The following is a 19,903-nucleotide window of genomic DNA, read 5'->3' as shown; positions in this document are numbered from 1 at the left end:
CATAACGCAACGGGGGAGATCCGTCTGGATCTCCCCCGCATGATGATGACCGTTTTTCAGTCGGTTATTTGGCTTCCAGCTCCGGCGTCGCGCCGATGGCGATGCGCTGAGGCTGCAAGGCTTCCGGAACCTGACGCACCAGATCGATGTGCAACAGGCCATTTTCAAATTTGGCCTCGGACACCTGCAGGTGTTCCGCCAGAGTGAAGGTCAGCTGGAACTCTTTGCACACCAGCCCCTGATGCAGGTACTCGACCTGTTTTTCCGGCGGCGTGGGTTTACCGCTGACGGTCAGCCGCGGCCCTTCCACTTCGATATTCAGTTCGCTCTGCCGGAAACCGGCCAGCGCCAGAGAAATGCGGTAGTGATTGTCATCGCTTTTCTCGATGTTATACGGCGGGAACCCCTGGGGTTCCTGGCCCCCCATGGAACTGGCCAGTTTATCAAAACCAATCCATTGACGCAGAAGCGGGGATAGATCGTAATTACGCATAGGAACAACTCCTTTCATTAAGCGAGATGTGTTTATTCAGCCCCCTGACGGCAGGCGGATTATTACTGCATATTTGCCGACAGCGTTCCTGCCGGCGAAAACGGAATTATTTAATTTCGATACGGCGCGGTTTTAATGTTTCCGGCACGATGCGCTGCATATCGATATACAGCAGACCGTTTTCCAGTTTGGCGCCTTTAATTTGAATATGTTCGGCCAGCTGGAATTTACGCTCGAAATTACGCTCAGCGATGCCCTGATATAAATAGGTTTTTTCTGCCGGTTCGTTATTGTGCGCACCGCGCACGATCAGCAGATTATCTTGCGTGGTGATCTCCAGCTCCTGCTCGGCAAACCCGGCTACCGCAATGGCGATGCGATAATGATTTTCGTCCACCAGCTCGACATTATAAGGGGGATAACCGCCGTTGCCCTGGCTCTGGCCGGCCTCCAGCGCGTTGAACAGGCGATCGAAACCAATGGCGGAACGGTATAGCGGAGAAAGATCGAAATTACGCATAAAACAGCCTCCTAAGGCACTTCAGCGAGGTTGAAATAAATACGCCTTCCATTCTGGACAGGCTAATTAAGCCAGAATTCCCTTACGGCAAATTCTCAATCCGGCTCTGATGATAAAATGGGGGTTGATTTCATCAATTCAACGGGCGAGGATCAAAAAAAGCGCTTTTCGGTTAGGTGAAAGTTTTTTTACCACTTACACTAAAGTGAGAGAGCCGCCACAGAGCGGGATTTTGCTTCTTTTAAAGCAGCAACAGGATGTTATAAATCAGCTTAATTTAGGGGCACAGCAACCCTGCAGGATGGATTAATGACGACGATGAAAGCGATAGCGACAGGCTGCATGTTGTTGGCGACCAGCGGTTGCTCCAGCGTGATGAGCCATACCGGCCCGAATCAGGGTTACTATCCCGGCACCCGCGCCAGCGTGGACATGCTGAAGGACGACAACACCAGCTGGGCGATGATGCCGCTGGTGGCGCTGGATCTGCCGTTCTCCGCAGTGATGGATACCGTGCTGCTGCCTTACGACTATCTGCGTTCAGGCAATGACGCCACCGCAGACTCGCCAAAAGCGCGCATCCTGCGCAGCGAGCAGCAGAATCTGGCGGCAACCGGCAACCCCGGCGAGGGCAACGACAGCACCGCCACACACTAATCTCGCACGCAGCGGGCCATCAGGCCCGCCTTACGCCTCAACCACAAAGATCTGGTTGAATCCGGCAATCTCGCGCATAAATGCCACTTTCTTGCCATCCGGCGAAAACACCACGGCATCCCCCGACGGCGGCTGCACGCTGCGCTGCGTTAAACGCTGCAGGCGGCCGCTGGCGACCTCACACAGCATCACGCTGTTGTCACACACCAGGGCTATCGTCCCGCCCTGCGGGTGCCAGCTGAACGCCGACTGGATGTCATGCTCGCCGCGGCTGACCTGGCGCGGCTCACCGCCGTTCGGCGACACCGTCCACAGTTGCACCACGCCGCCGTCATCCTTCATCAGAAAAGCTATCTGGCTGCCGTCCGGCGAGCTGCGCAGCCAATGGCGCGGCGCACCGACCACGCCCGGAAAACGGCGTTCACCGGTAAAGGTCACCCGCCGCTGCCTGACGCCAAGCGGCGGCGCCGGCAGCTCGCTTTCCGTCCCCTGCAGCGGCACCGCGCCGGCCCTGGCGTAGTCGGCGTCGTTCTCCGGCAGATCGACGATAAACACCTCCGGCAGTTTCTCGCCGGCGGCGGACAGCGTATCGCCGATGAACGCCAGCGCCCAACGTTGCCGACTGCCGTCGGCCTTACGGTAGCCTTCGCGGCCAATCCAGCCTTCTTCGTAGGCGCGATTGATCTGATCGCTGCCCGGCTGCGGCTGCGGCACGGTCTCGCTAACCAGCACGCAATAGTGGCTGCCGTCATATTCACGGGGATGCTGTTTCGGCGGATTGACCCCGTGCAGCGGCACGGCCACGCCGACGTTGCGCAGATCGCGCGCCGGATCGCATTCATGCATCACGTGATCGTTGTAGGTAAAGCTGAGGCGGCTGCCGTCCGGGCTGAAAACGTGCACATGGCTGCCGCCGCGCAGCGCGCCGGGCGTGTAGGGCGCCGTGATATCCAGCGCGTCGAGGGTAATGGCCAACTCGCGATCCGGTTCGCTGACGATCACCCCGCGGCGGTGATGAAAATCATACTGCCAGGCGCTGTCCGGGTGTTCCGGGCCGTGGATGAAGACGTAACGCGCCGGCGCATCGGGGCTGACCGTGACCACGCCGACGTGTGCGCCGTGCTGGGCGCGATAAACCACTTCCACCGCGCCGCTGGCGACGTTAACCCGCTCGATGCTCAGGCCGGTGAAAGAGGCGCCGCGCGGGCGCACGTCATAAGCCAGCCATTGGCTGTCCGGCGTCCAGACGTTGATATTGGTTAACTGATGCCCGCGTGGGTCGAAAGTCAGTTGTTTTTCCCGATGGCTCATGGCGGCTCTCCTGCGCATGCTGGCACTGAACGGCCATCTTACCGGATCGGCAGCCGCGTTTCATATGGCCGGCAAGGACGAGCCGGGGGCTTTCCCGCGTCGAAATTTCCATGAGACTTATCCGTTAAGCCTATCGACGACGCCGGCAGGAAATAAACGCCCGGCTAGCCGGCCCCATTCCTGATGGGGAAACTCAACGACGCCCAAACGGTATAAGTAAAGGAAGCGAGCATTATTTTATTGATTATCCTTCTCCTCATTAAATACGCCCACAGCGGCACCTTACTTAACGCAAATAAATAAAAAATTGTGCCGCTAAACGCCCAGTAATGTTTATTTTCACCGCATACGCGATGCCGTACCCCCGCCATTTCCGCTTTCTGGCCGGGTTGCCCGACGGGGTTTACAATCCATACAAAAAAGTACAAACTGGATTTTAAGTCTAAAAAATCCGGAGCCGGTATGAACCCCCTTTTCGATGCCATTGTTTCTGCCCATCAGCAACTGCGCCCTCAGGTGCGAGTCACGCCATTGGAGCGCAGCGTGCTGCTTTCTCAGCAATTGGGTTGCGAGCTGTATTTGAAATGCGATCACCTGCAGCACACCGGTTCCTTTAAATTTCGCGGCGCCAGCAACAAGCTGCGGCTGCTGGATAACGAGCAACGCCGGCGCGGCGTGATCGCAGCCTCTACCGGCAACCACGGTCAGGCCGTCGCTTTGGCGGGGCAACTGATGGGCGTTGGCGTCACGGTTTATGCGCCGGAGACGGCGGCGAGCATCAAGCTCGACACCATTCGCGCGTTGGGCGGCACCGTGGAATTGGTGCCGGGCGATGCGCTGAACGCCGAACTGGCGGGGGAACAGGCCGCACGCGAACAGGGAAAAACCTATATCTCGCCGTATAACGACGAGCAGGTGATCGCCGGCCAGGGAACCTGCGGCATGGAGCTGGTTGAACAACTCACCGATCTGGACGCCGTGTTCGTGGCGGTCGGCGGCGGGGGTTATATCGCCGGCATCGGCACCGTTCTGCGGCAACTGTCGCCGAACACGCAGCTTATCGCCTGCTGGCCGGAAAACGCCACCAGCCTGTACAGCGCGCTGGAAGCGGGCCATATCTTCCCGGTGGAAGAGCAAGAAACCCTGTCCGACGGCACCGCCGGCGGCGTCGAGCCGGGCGCCGTGACCTTTCCGCTGTGCCAACAGCTGATCGACCGCAAAGTGCTGGTCAGCGAGGCGGAGATTAAACACGCGATGCGCCGGATAGCCGCCAGCGATCGTTGGATTATCGAAGGCGCGGCCGGCGTGGCGCTGGCGGCGGCGATCAAACTGGCGCCGGAATACCAGGGTAAAAAGGTGGCGGTGGTGCTGTGCGGCAAGAACATCGTGCTGGAGAAATACCTCAAGGCCATCGCCGATGCACATCCTTAATCGGCAGCAAATCCTCGCCGCGTTCGACGCCGAGACCATAACGCCGCTGCTGAAGCAGGGTTTTATCGCCTACTCGCAACAGCGGGTGCAACAGCCGCCGGTGCAGCATTTCCTGTTCGAGCGGGCCGACGGCGACTGCTGCATCAAGTCCGCCTGGTTGGAAGGCGACGAACTGTTCGTGGTCAAGATCTCTACCGGTTTCTATCGCAATGCCGAACACGGCCTGCCGAGCAATCAGGGGCTGATGATGGCGTTCTCCGCCCAGACCGGTGAGCCGCAGGCGCTGCTGCAAGATGAAGGTTGGCTGACCGCGCTGCGCACCGCCCTGGCCGGCCGCATCGTCGCCGAGCTGTGCGCGCCGCCGCATATTCAGGCGATCGGCATTGTCGGCACAGGCCTGCAGGCGCGGCTGCAGCTGCAATGCCTGAAACCGGTGACCGATTGCCGCGAGGTATGGGTGTGGGGGCGAGACGAACAGGCGCTGGCGGCGTATCGGCGCGATGCCGAAGCCGAGGGTTTTCGGGTGCGGGTTACGCAGAATGCGGCGGAACTGGCGGCGCACTGTCAGCTGATCGTGACTACCACGCCCAGCCGCGAACCGATATTGCAGGCGGCGGATATTCGGCCCGGTACGCACATCACCGCCGTGGGCGCCGACACGCCCGGCAAGCAGGAACTGGCGACCGAGCTGGTGGCCCGCGCGGACGCGCTGCTGGTCGATGCCCTGGCGCAGTGTGCGGACTATGGCGAGATCGCGACGGCTTATCGGCAAAATAGGCTGATTTCAACGCCAATCGTCGAAATTGGCGCCGTCTTGGCGCAGGGAGAGCGGGTACGACGCGAGCCGCAGCACATCACCATCGCCGATCTCACCGGCTTGGCGATTCAGGATCTGCAGATCGCCAAAGGGGTGTTGGCGAAAGTATAAAGGGGCGCCGCAGCGCCCCGCTTGATCAGGCGTTGAGCACGAACTTCTCGATAGCGCGCGCCACGCCGTCTTCGGTATTGGCGCTGGTGACAAACTGCGCCACCGCTTTCAGCTCGGGAATGGCATTGCCCATCGCCACGCCGACGCCGGCATATTCGATCATCGCCGTATCGTTGGCCTGATCCCCCAGCGTCATGATGTTCTCCCGCGCCACGCCGAGATGCTCGGCCAGCATCCTCACCCCGGCGCCTTTATCGACGTTTTTGTGCAAGATCTCAAGGTAGTAAGGCGCGCTTTTCAGGATGGTGTAACGCGCGCGCGTTTCTTCCGGGATGCGCGCGATAGCGCGGTCCAGCAGCTCCGGCTCGTCGACCATCATCACTTTAGGGAAACGCATCTGGCGATCCATCTCTTCCACGCTGCGGTATTTCAGCGGAATACCGGTCATTTCCGCCTCGTGTATGGTGTACTTGCCGATGTCCTTGTTCGGGGTATACAGGGTATCGAAATCAAACGCCTGGAAGTGAACGCCGAACTCGCGCGCCATCTGCTCGAAATGCAGATAATCCTCAAAGCCCAGCGTTTCTTGCAGAATGCAGGCGCCGTCGACCGCACGCAGCACCAGCGCGCCGTTATAGGTGATACAGAAATCGCCGGGGCCTTGAATGTCCAACTGGCGCAGATAATCCTGCACGCCGACATAAGGCCGCCCGGTGGCCAGCACCACGTGCACCCCTTTGCGCCGCGCCGCCGCGATAGCCTGCTTTACCGCCGGCGTGATTTGATGCTGCGGATCCAGCAACGTGCCGTCCATGTCGATCGCAATCAGTTCAATAGCCATTCAACGCTTCTCCCAGTGGTTTTTATTCATGCTAACGCGTTTCAGCCTCGGCTGTCAGCGCCAAAAAAGGACCAAAAAAAATCCGCGCGGGTCGCCCGGCGCGGATTTTCACAGCCATTAACGCATCAGATATCGATGTTCGCCGCTTTCAGGGCGTTTTCTTCGATAAAGGCGCGACGCGGTTCAACCGCATCGCCCATCAGCGTGGTGAACAGCTGATCGGCAGCGATGGCGTCCTTGACGGTCACGCGCAGCATGCGGCGGCTTTCCGGATCCATGGTGGTTTCCCACAGCTGCTCCGGGTTCATCTCGCCCAGACCTTTATAACGCTGTACCGACAGGCCGCGGCGCGACTCTTTCACCAGCCACTCCAGCGCCTGTTCGAAGCTGTCTACCGGCTGACGGCGTTCGCCGCGCTCGATGAACGCGCCCTCTTCGATCAGCCCGCGCAGCTGCTCGCCCAGCTGGCAGATCTTGCGGTATTCACCGCCGTGGATGAAGTCGAAGTCCAGCTTATAGTCGGTATCCACGCCGTGGGTACGGATGCGCAACGCCGGCTCGAACATCTGGCGCTCGCGATTCTCGAAGATCACGAAGTCATAGCTGCTGCCGTGTTGCTCTTTGTCGTTCAGCGCCTGCACCAGCGACGCGATCCAGGTTTTCACCTTGGCTTCATCGCTGAGATCGCCTTCGTTCAGCGTCGGCTGATAGATCAGGCTGTTCAGCAGCGCGCGCGGGTAGCGGCGCTCCATGCGGCCAATCAGCTTCTGCACGCCGTAGTGCTCGGCCACCAGTTTCTCCAACTGCTCGCCGCCGAGCGCCGGTGCGCTGGCATTGGTGTGCAGCGTAGCGCCGTCCATCGCGATGGCGATCTGGTACTGATCCATCGCCTCGTCATCTTTGATGTACTGCTCCTGCTTGCCTTTCTTCACCTTGTACAGCGGCGGCTGTGCGATGAACACGTGGCCACGCTCGATGATTTCCGGCATCTGGCGGTAGAAGAAGGTCAACAGCAGCGTACGGATGTGCGAACCGTCGACGTCGGCATCGGTCATGATGATGATGCTGTGGTAACGCAACTTGTCCGGGCTGTACTCGTCGCGGCCGATGCCGCAACCCAGCGCGGTGATCAGCGTCGCCACTTCCTGCGAAGAAAGCATTTTGTCGAAACGCGCTTTCTCGACGTTGAGGATTTTCCCCTTCAGCGGCAAGATAGCCTGATTCTTGCGGTTGCGCCCCTGCTTGGCAGAGCCGCCCGCGGAGTCCCCTTCCACCAGGTACAGTTCTGACAGCGCCGGATCGCGTTCCTGGCAGTCCGCCAGTTTGCCCGGCAGGCCGGCCAGATCCAGCGCGCCTTTGCGGCGGGTCATCTCACGCGCTTTACGCGCCGCTTCGCGCGCGCGCGCCGCGTCGATGATTTTGCCGACCACGATTTTCGCGTCGCCCGGATTCTCCATCAGGTAATCCACCAGCTTCTCGTTCATCAGCGTTTCAACCGCGGTTTTCACCTCGGAAGAGACCAGCTTGTCCTTAGTCTGAGAAGAGAACTTCGGATCCGGCACCTTCACCGACACCACGGCGATCAGGCCTTCACGCGCGTCATCGCCGGTGGCGCTGACTTTGGCCTTCTTGCTGTAGCCTTCCTTCTCCATGTAGCTGTTCAGCGTACGGGTCATCGCGGTACGGAAACCGACCAGGTGCGTGCCGCCGTCGCGCTGCGGAATGTTGTTGGTGAAGCAGTAGATGTTTTCCTGGAAACCGTCGTTCCACTGCAGCGCCACTTCCACGCCGATGTCGTCTTTCACGGTGGAGAAGTAGAACACGTTCGGGTGGATCGGGGTTTTGTTCTTGTTCAGGTACTCGACAAACGCCTTGATGCCGCCTTCGTAATGGAAGTGGTCTTCACGGTCGGTGCGCTTGTCCTTCAGGCGAATAGACACGCCGGAGTTGAGGAAGGACAGCTCGCGCAGACGCTTGGCCAGAATGTCGTACTCGAATTCGGTCACATTGGTGAAGGTCTGGTGACTCGGCCAGAAGCGCACCATGGTGCCGGTCTGCTCGGTTTCGCCCACCACGTTCAGCGGCGCCTGCGGCTCGCCGTGGCTGTAAGTTTGTTCGTGCACTTTGCCTTCGCGGCGGATCACCAGCTCCAGTTTCTCCGACAGGGCGTTAACCACCGAGACGCCCACGCCGTGCAGGCCGCCGGAAACTTTATAGGAGTTGTCGTCGAATTTACCGCCGGCGTGCAGCACGGTCATGATGACCTCTGCGGCTGAAACCCCTTCTTCCGGGTGAATGCCGGTCGGAATGCCGCGGCCGTCATCCTGCACCGATACCGAGTTGTCGGCATGGATGGTGACCTGAATGTCACTACAGTGGCCCGCGAGCGCTTCGTCGATAGCGTTGTCCACAACCTCGAATACCATGTGGTGCAGACCGGTGCCGTCATCGGTATCGCCGATATACATGCCCGGGCGCTTGCGCACCGCATCCAGCCCTTTTAATACCTTGATACTTGAGGAGTCATAAGAATTCGACATCAACGTTTCTCGCTCATTTTAGTCCTGTGGTTGAACCTCTATTTTACCCTGTTCCACGCGGAACATCTTGCCCTTTTCACCGGCCATGTCGGTCACTTGTTCAGCGCTGACCGCGCTGACAAAAACCTGGGCCTGGGTGGCTTTCAGGCGATCGGCCAGCAACCGGCGACGGCCGGTGTCCAGCTCGGAGGCAAAATCATCAATCAGATACAGGCAACGCCGCCCGCTCTGCCGGGTGAGAAACTCACCCTGCGCCAAGCGCAACGCGCACATCAGCAGCTTAAGCTGACCGCGCGATAACAAATCCTCTACCGGCGTGCCGTCGGCACGAATGCGAAAGTCCGCTTTATGCGGCCCCACCGCGGTATAGGTCAACGCCCTGTCGCGCTCAAACTGGCGCTCCAGCAGCTCGCCGTAGTCGCTCTCTTTGTCCCAGCCGCGCTGGAAGGAGAAGCTCAGGGCGAATTCAGGCAGAAACTGCGCGCAGGTCGCGGTGATATCCGCGGCGATCGCGTCGCTGTATTCCGCCCGCCATTCGCTGATGCGCTCCGCGAGCGGGATCAGTTCCTGATCCCAGGCGCGGATCTGCGCATAGCGACTCACCTGGCGCAGCGCGGCATTGCGCTGCTTCAGTAACCGTTTCAGGTTGCTCCAGGCGGTGAAAAAACCGGGTTCGTTATGAAAACAGCCCCAGTCCAGGAAAGCGCGCCGGAATTTCGGCCCGCCGTTCAGCAGGGTAAAACCTTCGGGGGTGATCAGCTGCATGGGCAGCAGCTGCGCCAGCTCGGCCACCTTGTGGCCGTCGCTGCCATCGATGCGTACTTTGCTGTCACCCTGACGGCTCTTGCTCAATCCTACCGACAGCTCGCGCTCCGCGCCGTCGATGCGGCCATGCAGCACGAACTCCGGTTGGTCGTGGCGGATCACCCGACCGGCCTGCAGACTGCGAAAGGCGCGGCCATGGCCGAGCGTATACACCGCCTCCAGCACGCTGGTCTTGCCGCTGCCGTTAGCGCCGACCAGGAAGTTGAATCCCGGCGCCAGCGCCAAATCCGCCGCCTCGATATTGCGGAAATCTTTAATCAATAAACGCGTCAGAGCCATGCAATCTCTTTACCGATGACGGTGCTGTAATTCAAGGTAACGAGACTACAACCGCATTGGCATGACAACGTAGGCCGCCGCCTGGCTGGCGCCGTCTTCGATCTGCACGCTGGAGACCGAGTCGGTCAACAGCAGGCGCACGTCTTCACACTTGAGCGCGTTCAACACGTCCAGCACGTAGCTGACGTTGAAGCCGATCTCCATCTCCGCGCCGTCGTAGCTGACGTCGAGGATCTCTTCCGCCTCTTCCTGTTCCGGGTTGTTGGCGGTGATCTTCAGCTGATTCTGGCTGACGTACAGCCGCACGCCGCGGAATTTCTCGTTCGAGAGAATGGCCGCGCGGGCGAACGCCTGCTTGAGCAGATCGCAGCCGGCTTCCAGCGTTTTGTCCGGGTTCTTCGGCAAGACGCGGCGATAGTCCGGGAAACGGCCGTCAACCAGCTTGGACGTGAAGATGAAATCGCCGACGTGGGCGCGAATGTTGTTGCTGCCGATCTGCAGCTGCAGCAGCGAATCGCCGCCGTCCAGCAAGCGCACCAGCTCCATCACCCCTTTACGCGGCACGATCACCGAATGCGACGGCAGCTGCTGGCCGATCGGCATCGAGCACACCGCCAGGCGGTGGCCGTCGGTCGCGACGGTGCGCAGCTCTTCGCCTTCGGTTTCAAACAGCATGCCGTTCAGGTAGTAACGCACGTCCTGATGGGCCATCGAGAACTGGGTGGCTTCGATCAGGCGCTTCAGCGTCGCCTGCGGCAAGGTGAATTCCACCTCGCTCTGCCAGTCGTCCAGGTTCGGGAAGTCCGCCGCGGGCAGCGTGGACAGCGAGAAACGGCTGCGGCCGGATCGCACCAGCATGCGCTCGCTCTCCAGCGTGACGGCGATCTCCGCCCCTTCCGGCAGGCCACGGCAGATATCAAAGAATTTGCGCGCGGGCACGGTGGTCGCGCCCGGCTCGTGCGGCTGGGACAGGGCGACGCGCGCCACCATCTCCATCTCCAGATCGGTGCCGGTCAGCAGCAGGGAGCCTTCCGTCACCTGCAACAGCAGGTTGCCCAGGATCGGCAAGGTCGGGCGGCCGCCCAGCGGGCTGCTCACCTGTTGCAGCGGTTTTAGCAGATGCTCACGTTCAACGATAAATTTCATAGCGCTATGAAGATAATGTTCTGATTAAATTGGAGAAATCTTCTTTGATGTCGTGACTTTCCTCACGCAGCTGCTCGATCTTCCGGCAGGCGTGCAACACCGTGGTATGGTCGCGGCCACCAAACGCATCGCCGATTTCCGGCAGGCTGTGGTTGGTGAGTTCCTTCGCCAGCGCCATCGCCATCTGGCGCGGGCGGGCAACGGATCGCGAACGCCGCTTGGACAGCAAATCCGCGACTTTAATCTTGTAATACTCCGCCACCGTCTTTTGGATATTGTCGATGGTGACCAGCTTTTCCTGCAGCGCCAGCAGATCGCGCAGCGCTTCGCGCACGAAATCGATGGTGATGGCCCGGCCGGTAAAGTTGGCGTTGGCGATCACGCGGTTCAGCGCCCCTTCGAGCTCACGCACGTTGGAACGCAGGCGCTTGGCGATGAAGAACGCCACTTCGCCCGGCAGGCGAATGTCGTTTTCGTCGGCCTTTTTCATCAGGATCGCCACGCGGGTTTCCAGCTCCGGCGGCTCGATCGCCACCGTCAGCCCCCAGCCGAAGCGGGACTTCAAACGATCTTCCACCCCGTTGATCTCTTTAGGGTAGCGATCCGAAGTCAGGATGATCTGCTGATTGCCTTCCAACAGGGCGTTAAAGGTATGGAAGAACTCTTCCTGCGAACGCTCCTTGTTGGCGAAGAATTGGATGTCATCGATCAGCAACGCGTCGACCGAACGGTAGTAGCGCTTAAACTCTTCGATGGCATTGTTCTGCAACGCTTTGACCATGTCTTGTACGAAGCGTTCCGAGTGCATGTAGACCACTTTGGCGTTGGCCTTGCGCGCCATGATGCCGTTGCCGACCGCGTGCAGCAGGTGAGTTTTACCCAGGCCGGTGCCGCCATACAGGAACAAAGGGTTGTAGGCGCCGCCCGGATTGTCCGCCACCTGGCGAGCCGCCGCGCGCGCCAGCTGGTTTGACTTACCCTCGACGAAGTTGTCGAAGGTGTGTTTGGGGTTGACGTTGGAGCGGTAAGAGAGCTCGGGCTGCGCCGCCGCGTTGTCCCAGCTCGGGCGCGAAGGCGCGGCCGTGCGCGCCGCCGGGGCCGCAGGAGCGCTGCTGACGCTGGCGGTCACGGTCTGGCTGATCACCTGCGTGATCGGCTTGCTGCCGACTTCAAAACGCAGCAAAGGCGCATCCGTGCCGCAGAAATCATTCAGCAGACCATTGATATTGTTTAAGTACTTATCGCGAACCCAATCCAGCACAAAACGGTTAGGCGCGTACAGCGCCAGGGTGTTGTCACTCAGTTCCGCCTGCAATGGGCGAATCCACATACTAAATTCTGTGGCAGGTAACTCATCCTGCAATCGGGCAAGACACTGCTGCCAAAGCGAAAGTGACACGGCGGACTCCACTCGAACAAGATCAATAAAGAAAAGAAACGGGCAACTTTTTTATAACTCATGATTTTTGACACATACCCGGCATCGGCTGTTTGCCTGTGGGGGATGCGAACCGCCTTTCACGGTTTGTGTCCCTCACGATCCCGGCATGAGGGATCGCGATCGGAATGACGGATCATAGCGCAATCCGCGCAAGAGATCCTCCCCTTCCTCACAGATTAGATCCATTTTATCCACAGGCCGCGGCCGGCGGCGATCTTTTCGCCGCCGGTGCCGAATGACCGCGCAGATCCCGGCCGCTGCGCCGCGTTTTTTACATTGTCAACCGGTTATACCCTGTTATCCACGTCGGATCCTGGGATCGCGCGCAAAGGATCTCACGGGGATCCTTGCGATTTCACCCCGAGTCCGTATAATCTTCGCCCTACGTGTGATACCTGGTTCCTTATGGTGCGTCATTAGCCAGACAGGATTCTGCGGTGACCACGGGCCAAGACCGGATTTTGTTCCGTTATTGGCAGACAACCAGGTAGGCTGGCGCGATGCGAATTGACTCAGGACTGTACAATTATTACAATCCCGCTTCTTTATGTATTGCGATTGAGGCGTCGGTCATCTTCACGCCGAGTAGCCAAACGCGTTTACTGATCAGTAATTATTTTAAGTTTAGGTAGAAATCGCTATGAAACGCACTTTCCAACCGTCCGTATTGAAGCGCAACCGTAGCCACGGTTTCCGTGCTCGTATGGCCACCAAAAATGGTCGTCAAGTTCTGGCCCGCCGTCGTGCGAAAGGCCGTGCTCGTCTGACTGTTTCTAAGTAATAAAGCTAACCCGCTGAGTGGTTAAGCTCGCTTTTCCCAGGGAGTTACGTTTGTTAACTCCCACTCATTTCACTTTCGTCTTCCAGCAGCCACAACGGGCTGGCACGCCGCAAATCACCATCCTCGGCCGCCTGAACCAGCTGGGGCATCCCCGCATCGGTCTTACCGTCGCCAAAAAACACGTCAAACGCGCGCACGAGCGTAATCGGATCAAACGCCTAACCCGCGAAAGCTTCCGCCTGCGCCAGCACGAATTACCGGCGATGGATTTTGTCGTGGTGGCCAAAAAGGGGATAGCGGATTTGGATAACCGCGCGCTGACGGAAGCTTTGGATAAATTATGGCGTCGCCACTGTCGCCAGGCTCCCGCATCCTGATCGGGCTGGTGCGGGCCTATCAGCTCGTCATCAGTCCGCTGCTAGGGCCTCGTTGTCGCTTCCAGCCGACATGCTCTCATTACGCAATTGAGGCATTAAGCAGGTTTGGCATGATAAAAGGCAGTTGGTTAGCATTGAAACGCGTATTAAAATGCCACCCTTTGAACCCAGGTGGCGATGATCCGGTGCCGCCAAAAACCGACGATAACAGAGAACACTAACGATGGATTCGCAACGCAATCTTCTCCTCATCGCTCTGCTGTTCGTGTCTTTCATGATCTGGCAGGCATGGCAAACGGACAACGCTCCGCAGCCGGCCGCACAGACCACGCAACAGACTTCGAACGCAGTAGCCGGTGATGCCGCCAGCCAGGCCGTGCCAGCCAGTGGTCAGGGTAAGCTGATTACCGTGAACACCGACGTGCTGTCACTGACCATCAACACCCGTGGTGGCGATATCGAGCAGGCTAAACTGTTGGCCTACCCGGAAACTCTGGGTTCATCGACTCCGTTCCAACTGCTGGAAACCACTCCGTCGTTCGTCTATCAGGCGCAAAGCGGCCTGACCGGTAAAAACGGCCCGGACAACCCGGCCAACGGCGAACGCCCGCTGTACCAAGCGGCGCAGGACAGCTACACCCTGCCGGAAGGCCAGGACGAGCTGCGCATCCCGCTGACCTACACCGATAAAGACGGCGCGGTCTACACCAAGACCTTCGTGCTCAAACGCAACCACTATGCGGTCGGCGTAGATTACAGCATCGACAACAAAGGCGCGGCGCCGCTGGAGCTGACCCTGTTCGGCCAGCTGAAGCAGACCACCGAATTGCCTAAGCACCGCGATACCGGCAGCAGCAACTTCGCGCTGCACACCTTCCGCGGCGCGGCGTACTCGTCCAGCGAGGACAAGTACCAGAAATACGCGTTCGACAAAGACGAAAACCTGAGCGTCACCACCAAAGACGGTTGGGTCGCCATGCTGCAGCAGTACTTCGCCACCGCGTGGGTACCGGCGACCAAGGGTGACAACACCTTCTACACCGCCAAACCGGGTGACAACCTGTCCACCATCGGCTTCAAATCTACGCCGGTCGTGGTGCAGCCTGGCGCTCAGCAGCAGCTGAACGCGACCCTGTGGGTCGGCCCGGAGCTGCAGGACCAGATGGCCCAACTGGCACCGCACCTCGATCTGACCGTGGATTACGGCTGGCTGTGGTTCATCTCCCAGCCGCTGTTCAAACTGCTGAAGTTCATCCACGGCTTTATCGGCAACTGGGGCTTCTCCATCATCATCATCACCTTCATCGTGCGCGGCATCATGTACCCGCTGACCAAGGCGCAGTACACCTCGATGGCGAAAATGCGCATGCTGCAGCCGAAGCTGCAGGCGATGCGCGAACGCATCGGCGATGACAAGCAGCGCATGAGCCAAGAGATGATGGCGCTGTACAAGGCGGAGAAAGTGAACCCGCTCGGCGGCTGCCTGCCGCTGATCATTCAGATGCCGATCTTCCTGGCGCTGTACTACATGCTGATGGGTTCGGTCGAGCTGCGCCACGCGCCGTTCGCCCTGTGGATCCATGACCTGTCGGCGCAAGACCCGTACTACATCCTGCCAATCCTGATGGGCGTGACGATGTTCTTCATTCAGAAGATGTCGCCGACCACCGTGACTGACCCGATGCAGCAGAAAATCATGACCTTCATGCCGGTGATCTTCACAGTGTTCTTCCTGTGGTTCCCGTCCGGTCTGGTGCTGTACTACATCGTCAGCAACCTGGTGACCATCCTGCAGCAGCAGCTGATTTACCGTGGTCTGGAAAAACGCGGTCTGCACAGCCGCGACAAGAAAAAAAGCTAAGCGTATTGTAGGGGTTCGGCGCGCCGACCCTTGCAGTCACCCCAAAGGCGGTCATTAGACCGCCTTTTTGCATCTTAATCGTCAGAGAGAACCGTTATGAGCACCACCGATACCATCGTAGCCCAAGCCACCCCGCCGGGACGCGGCGGCGTCGGCATTCTGCGCATTTCCGGAAGCAAGGCCAAAGACGTCGCCCTGGCGTTGCTCGGCAAGCTGCCGAAGCCGCGCTACGCTGACTATCTGCCGTTCCGCGACGCCACGGGCGCCACCCTCGATCAGGGCATCGCGCTGTGGTTCCCGGGGCCGAACTCCTTTACCGGCGAAGACGTGCTGGAACTGCAGGGCCACGGCGGGCCGGTGATCCTCGATCTGCTGCTCAAGCGCGTGCTGGCGCTGCCCGACGTGCGCATCGCGCGGCCGGGCGAGTTCTCCGAGCGCGCGTTTCTCAACGACAAACTCGATCTGGCGCAGGCCGAAGCGATTGCCGATCTGATCGACGCCAGCTCCGAGCAGGCGGCGCGTTCGGCGATGAACTCGCTGCAAGGCGCGTTCTCCACCCGCATCCACCAGCTCGTGGAAGCGCTCACTCACCTGCGAATCTATGTGGAAGCGGCGATCGACTTCCCGGACGAGGAAATCGACTTCCTGTCCGACGGTAAAATCGAGGCGCAGCTCAACGACGTGATGGCGGATCTGGACAACGTGCGCGGTGAAGCGCGCCAGGGCAGCCTGCTGCGCGAAGGGATGAAGGTGGTGATCGCCGGGCGCCCCAATGCCGGCAAATCGAGCCTGCTCAATGCGCTGGCCGGACGCGAGGCGGCGATCGTCACCGATATCGCCGGCACCACCCGCGACGTCTTGCGCGAACACATCCATATCGACGGCATGCCGCTGCACATCATCGACACCGCCGGCCTGCGCGACGCCAGCGACGAAGTGGAGCGCATCGGCATCGAACGTGCATGGAACGAGATCGAACAGGCCGACAGAGTGCTGTTTATGGTTGACGGCACCACCACCGCCGCCACCGAGCCGGCGGAGATCTGGCCGGAGTTTATGGCGCGCCTGCCGGACACGCTGCCGATCACCGTGGTGCGCAACAAAGCCGACATCACCGGTGAAACGCTGGGTATGACGGAAGTGAATAACCACTCACTTATTCGCCTGTCGGCCCGCACCGGCGAAGGCGTCGATGTGCTGCGCGATCATCTTAAACAGAGCATGGGCTTCACCAGCAACATGGAAGGCGGCTTCCTGGCGCGCCGTCGCCACCTGCAGGCGCTGGAACTGGCGGCGCAGCATCTGGTACAGGGCAAAGAACAGTTAGTGAGCGCTTACGCGGGGGAGCTGCTGGCCGAGGAACTGCGCCAGGCGCAGCTGGCCCTGAGCGAAATCACCGGCGAATTTACCTCCGACGATCTGCTGGGCCGCATTTTCTCCAGCTTCTGTATCGGGAAATAATCGACTGCGAGCGCCGTATCCTACTCGGCGCCCGCATGTTACTTCTCCCGGCGGCATCAAAACTCACCTAAGCTTATCTCATCAATTTTGATGCTTGAGAGATAAGCTTACATGAACGAACCTTTAGACCTGATCGGCGTGGGATTGGGGCCTTTCAATCTCAGTCTGGCCGCTCTGGCCGCCGAAAGCAACGCCGTCAATTATACCTTTCTCGATCGTAACGCCAGCTTCCGCTGGCATCCCGGTATGCTGTTGCCCTCAGCTTATATGCAAACCTATGTACTGCAGGATCTGGTTACCGCCGTCAGCCCACGCAGCCAATTTTCATTTATTAATTACTTGGTCGAAAAGAAAAAAATTTATCGTTTTTTAATCACCGAGCAGCAAATTATCAGCCGGGAAGAATTTTCCGACTACCTGTGTTGGGCCTGCGAAATATTAGACGGACTACAGTTTTCACAGTCCGTAGAGCGTATTGATTTTGACGATGAAAAGGGTTTGTTCAAGGTAAGTACCCACAACCAGACTCTGTGGGCGAAAAATATCTGTCTGGGTACCGGACATGACCCTTGGTTGCCGGAAGCATTTTACCCGGCGCTGGGTGAAAACTGCATGCATGCCGCTGAAATAGCCCTGCGCAATCCAGACTTCAGCGGCAAGCGGGTTATGGTAGTGGGCGGCGGCCAAAGCGGCGCCGATGTTTTTTTGAACGCGTTGCAGGGACACTGGGGCGAGCCGGCACAGCTGGATTGGCTCTCGCGCCGTCCCAATTTTCAGCCGCTGGATGAGTCCCCCTTCACCAACGAATATTTCACTCCTGAGTACGTCGACTATTTCTATACGCTGCCGGCCGAGATCCGCGCACGTGAAATCAAAACACAGAAATTGCCGGCAGACGGCATCAGCAATCATACGCTGCGAACCTTGTACCGTGAGCTTTATATGCGTTTTGACGTGATGCGCCAGACACGCAATGTGCGTTTACTGCCCCATCGCACTCTACTGACCGTAGAATCAAAGGATGGGGCTTTTCATCTGTGCACGCTTCACGGTCTGGAAAATCGCCAGGAAAGTTTCAGAGCCGATATCGTCATTCTGGCCACCGGCTATCGCGCCACTCTGCCCGCTTATCTGAAACCCCTGGTGCCACGCATCCCGCTCGATTCGAAGCAGCATCTACCGCTGCTGCCAAATTTTAATCTTGAATGGCTCGGCCCGGAACAAAATCGAATTTATGCGGTAAATGCCGGGATACACAGCCATGGCAGCGCAGAAGGCGGACTGAGCCTGATGGCCTGGCGTTCAGCGCGCATCCTCAATCACTTGCTGGGCAAGCCATACTTTGATTTGGCACCGAACACATCAATGATCCAATGGTGGAGCGATGCCGCGTCGGACGATATCTCTTCCATCGTTAATAAATAGGATAATCCGCATAGTGTTTTTTGATGATAAATCCTCAACTTAGTCTTAATCTAACACCCCTGCGTTCTTAGCGACCCTCTGTCATGGAGTGAACAATGGCGTGTCATTTTGCCCGATGGACCCCGGCCTCCGCTGTCCTGGATACCCAGAGACTCTCCGACGAAGTGATAGCCGCCACCCGCACCTTTTCCGTTAAGCGCCGCACGCGTTACCTGCAAGGGCGCATTCTGCTCGCCGAAATGATGTTTTACCTGTACGGCCTGCCGACGCTTCCCCCTATAGCCACCACCCCGACCGGCCGCCCCTGCTTCGCCGATCATCAGCTGCCCGATTTTAGCCTCGCCTACGCCAGCAACACCGTGGGCGTGCTGCTCAGCGACGAAGGCAAAGTCGGACTGGATATCGAAGTGATGCGGGCGCGCGGCACCCGGCAAAGCGCGCTGCAACACGCGCATCAGACGCCGGCGGAAAGTGCCTGGATCGGCGCGCAGGACGATCGGCTGGAGGCGGAAACTCAGCTGTGGAGCATCCGGCAAAGCGTGCTGAAAATTTCCGGCCTGGGCAACAGCGGCCAGTCTACGCTGCGTCTGCATCCGTTCTCCGGGCACCTGCGCTCCAGCGCCACGCCGGACGTTCAGGTGATGAGCGACGCCGATGAATACCTGAGCTGGGCCTGCGCCGGCAGCCCCGGGCTGGATCGCCTGCTGTGCTGGCGCTACGAAGAGCGCCGCGGCCTGCACAAAGACGGGGAAATCTCGCCCCGCAGCCCGGCGGCGTCCTCGCGCTTCGTCAAACTGACGGGTCTGAAGACGCCCGGTTAACGTGGCGCAAGGCGGATAAAGCCGTTTTTACCGCACGAATTTCTGCCGTAATTTGTAAAAACAGCTAAATGTTGAGCAATCGCCTATTCTCGACCCGAGCTTTAGCCTACTATTCGCCCATGTTGTCCGCTGAATCTGCTCATTCGAAAGGGAGAATCATCATGTCAGACCAAGCCTTAAAAATCGTCACTCTGCTCGGCAGCCTGCGCAAAGGCTCCTACAACGCCATGGTGGCCCGCGCTCTGCCAGGCCTGGCTCCGCAGGGCGTCACCATTGAAGCGCTGCCTTCCATCCGCGATATCCCGCTGTACGACGCCGACATGCAACAGGGTGAGGGTTTCCCTGCCGCGGTCGAAGCGATAGCAGAGCAGATCCGCCAGGCCGACGGCGTGATCATCGTCACCCCCGAATACAACTATTCCGTGCCCGGCGGGTTGAAAAACGCCATCGATTGGTTGTCTCGCTTGCCGAATCAACCGCTGGCCGGCAAGCCGGTGGCCATTCAAACCAGCTCGATGGGGCCCATCGGCGGCGCGCGCTGCCAGTACCACCTGCGCCAGATCCTGGTGTTCCTGGATGCGATGGTGATGAACAAGCCCGAGTTTATGGGCGGCGTGATCCAGAACAAGGTCGATGAACAGGCCGGCGAACTGAGCGATCAGGGAACGTTGGATTTCCTGACCGGCCAGCTGTCCGCGTTCAGCGATTTCATTCGCCGCGTGGAATGACGGTCTCGCGGCGCCCGCAGGGCGCCGCAACAGGACA

General features: G+C 59.2%; 19 protein-coding genes. 11 read left to right on the top strand and 8 right to left on the bottom strand.

Annotated elements, in window-relative coordinates; translation table 11 throughout:
• Positions 1 to 64 precede the first annotated feature (64 nt).
• Positions 65 to 493 (bottom strand): small heat shock chaperone IbpB, encoded by a 429-nt coding sequence (gene ibpB / locus SERRSCBI_RS00200; RefSeq protein ID WP_004933922.1) that lies wholly within the window; start codon positions 491 to 493, stop codon positions 65 to 67.
• A 106-nt stretch (positions 494 to 599) separates the two neighbouring features.
• Complete coding sequence (gene ibpA, locus SERRSCBI_RS00195; RefSeq protein ID WP_004933919.1) at positions 600 to 1,013, bottom strand: small heat shock chaperone IbpA; 414 nt, start codon at positions 1,011 to 1,013, stop codon at positions 600 to 602.
• Between the two features lie 309 nt (positions 1,014 to 1,322).
• Here ibpA and SERRSCBI_RS00190 point away from each other — a divergent pair, with 309 nt between their 5' ends.
• Entirely contained in the window at positions 1,323 to 1,670 is a 348-nt protein-coding gene (locus SERRSCBI_RS00190; RefSeq protein ID WP_016929593.1) for a YceK/YidQ family lipoprotein, read from the top strand.
• 30 nt (positions 1,671 to 1,700) lie between these two features.
• Here the strand turns inward: SERRSCBI_RS00190 and SERRSCBI_RS00185 are convergent, their stop codons facing one another.
• On the bottom strand, positions 1,701 to 2,981 hold the full coding sequence (locus SERRSCBI_RS00185) for a DUF3748 domain-containing protein (RefSeq protein WP_033652318.1): 1,281 nt from the start codon (positions 2,979 to 2,981) through the stop codon (positions 1,701 to 1,703).
• Positions 2,982 to 3,443: 462 nt separating this feature from the next.
• Between SERRSCBI_RS00185 and SERRSCBI_RS00180 the strand changes: the two genes are divergently transcribed.
• Together SERRSCBI_RS00180 and SERRSCBI_RS00175 are read left to right on the top strand one after the other, a co-directional pair.
• Positions 3,444 to 4,412 carry a threonine/serine dehydratase gene (locus SERRSCBI_RS00180; protein ID WP_042783385.1) on the top strand — a complete coding sequence of 323 codons (969 nt, stop codon included), beginning with the start codon at positions 3,444 to 3,446 and terminating at the stop codon, positions 4,410 to 4,412.
• On the top strand, positions 4,399 to 5,340 hold the full coding sequence (locus SERRSCBI_RS00175) for an ornithine cyclodeaminase family protein (RefSeq protein WP_042783384.1): 942 nt from the start codon (positions 4,399 to 4,401) through the stop codon (positions 5,338 to 5,340). The genes SERRSCBI_RS00180 and SERRSCBI_RS00175 overlap by 14 nt, the downstream gene beginning before the upstream one ends.
• A gap of 25 nt (positions 5,341 to 5,365) precedes the next feature.
• On the opposite strand, the gene yidA is transcribed toward SERRSCBI_RS00175, so the two are convergent.
• The 5 genes from yidA to dnaA form a co-directional block, all read right to left on the bottom strand.
• A complete protein-coding gene (gene yidA / locus SERRSCBI_RS00170) occupies positions 5,366 to 6,181 on the bottom strand; it encodes a sugar-phosphatase (RefSeq protein ID WP_042783383.1) in 816 nt (271 codons plus the stop codon).
• A 125-nt stretch (positions 6,182 to 6,306) separates the two neighbouring features.
• Entirely contained in the window at positions 6,307 to 8,721 is a 2,415-nt protein-coding gene (gene gyrB / locus SERRSCBI_RS00165) for a DNA topoisomerase (ATP-hydrolyzing) subunit B (RefSeq protein ID WP_004933898.1), read from the bottom strand.
• 18 nt (positions 8,722 to 8,739) lie between these two features.
• Positions 8,740 to 9,825, bottom strand: coding sequence for a DNA replication/repair protein RecF (recF, locus tag SERRSCBI_RS00160; protein ID WP_042783382.1), 1,086 nt, complete (start codon positions 9,823 to 9,825; stop codon positions 8,740 to 8,742).
• Between the two features lie 45 nt (positions 9,826 to 9,870).
• Positions 9,871 to 10,971 (bottom strand): DNA polymerase III subunit beta, encoded by a 1,101-nt coding sequence (dnaN, locus tag SERRSCBI_RS00155; RefSeq protein ID WP_004933892.1) that lies wholly within the window; start codon positions 10,969 to 10,971, stop codon positions 9,871 to 9,873.
• Between the two features lie 4 nt (positions 10,972 to 10,975).
• A complete protein-coding gene (gene dnaA / locus SERRSCBI_RS00150) occupies positions 10,976 to 12,370 on the bottom strand; it encodes a chromosomal replication initiator protein DnaA (protein ID WP_004933889.1) in 1,395 nt (464 codons plus the stop codon).
• A 682-nt stretch (positions 12,371 to 13,052) separates the two neighbouring features.
• Here dnaA and rpmH point away from each other — a divergent pair.
• The 8 genes from rpmH to SERRSCBI_RS00120 all read left to right on the top strand — a co-directional run bounded on the left by rpmH (position 13,053) and on the right by SERRSCBI_RS00120 (position 19,866).
• Positions 13,053 to 13,193 carry a 50S ribosomal protein L34 gene (gene rpmH, locus SERRSCBI_RS23830; protein WP_000831330.1) on the top strand — a complete coding sequence of 47 codons (141 nt, stop codon included), beginning with the start codon at positions 13,053 to 13,055 and terminating at the stop codon, positions 13,191 to 13,193.
• Between the two features lie 17 nt (positions 13,194 to 13,210).
• Positions 13,211 to 13,570, top strand: coding sequence for a ribonuclease P protein component (gene rnpA, locus SERRSCBI_RS00145; protein ID WP_004933883.1), 360 nt, complete (start codon positions 13,211 to 13,213; stop codon positions 13,568 to 13,570).
• Entirely contained in the window at positions 13,534 to 13,791 is a 258-nt protein-coding gene (gene yidD / locus SERRSCBI_RS23825) for a membrane protein insertion efficiency factor YidD (protein WP_004933881.1), read from the top strand. Before rnpA ends, yidD begins: the two co-directional genes overlap by 37 nt.
• 2 nt (positions 13,792 to 13,793) lie before the next feature.
• Positions 13,794 to 15,431 carry a membrane protein insertase YidC gene (gene yidC, locus SERRSCBI_RS00140; protein ID WP_033645144.1) on the top strand — a complete coding sequence of 546 codons (1,638 nt, stop codon included), beginning with the start codon at positions 13,794 to 13,796 and terminating at the stop codon, positions 15,429 to 15,431.
• 96 nt (positions 15,432 to 15,527) lie between these two features.
• A complete protein-coding gene (gene mnmE / locus SERRSCBI_RS00135) occupies positions 15,528 to 16,892 on the top strand; it encodes a tRNA uridine-5-carboxymethylaminomethyl(34) synthesis GTPase MnmE (RefSeq protein ID WP_042783380.1) in 1,365 nt (454 codons plus the stop codon).
• A gap of 111 nt (positions 16,893 to 17,003) precedes the next feature.
• Positions 17,004 to 18,317: a lysine N(6)-hydroxylase/L-ornithine N(5)-oxygenase family protein gene (locus SERRSCBI_RS00130; protein WP_042783378.1), complete on the top strand. Its 1,314-nt coding sequence runs from the start codon at positions 17,004 to 17,006 to the stop codon at positions 18,315 to 18,317.
• A 95-nt stretch (positions 18,318 to 18,412) separates the two neighbouring features.
• Positions 18,413 to 19,138 carry a 4'-phosphopantetheinyl transferase superfamily protein gene (locus tag SERRSCBI_RS00125; protein WP_033645147.1) on the top strand — a complete coding sequence of 242 codons (726 nt, stop codon included), beginning with the start codon at positions 18,413 to 18,415 and terminating at the stop codon, positions 19,136 to 19,138.
• A gap of 161 nt (positions 19,139 to 19,299) precedes the next feature.
• Complete coding sequence (locus SERRSCBI_RS00120) at positions 19,300 to 19,866, top strand: NADPH-dependent FMN reductase (protein WP_033645148.1); 567 nt, start codon at positions 19,300 to 19,302, stop codon at positions 19,864 to 19,866.
• Positions 19,867 to 19,903 lie beyond the last annotated feature (37 nt).

Origin of the sequence: Serratia sp. SCBI, from assembly GCF_000747565.1 — a bacterium.
GTDB lineage: Bacteria > Pseudomonadota > Gammaproteobacteria > Enterobacterales > Enterobacteriaceae > Serratia > Serratia ureilytica.
Note: the sequence above shows the minus strand (reverse complement) of the source record. Positions and strands in the feature narration are given on the sequence as shown.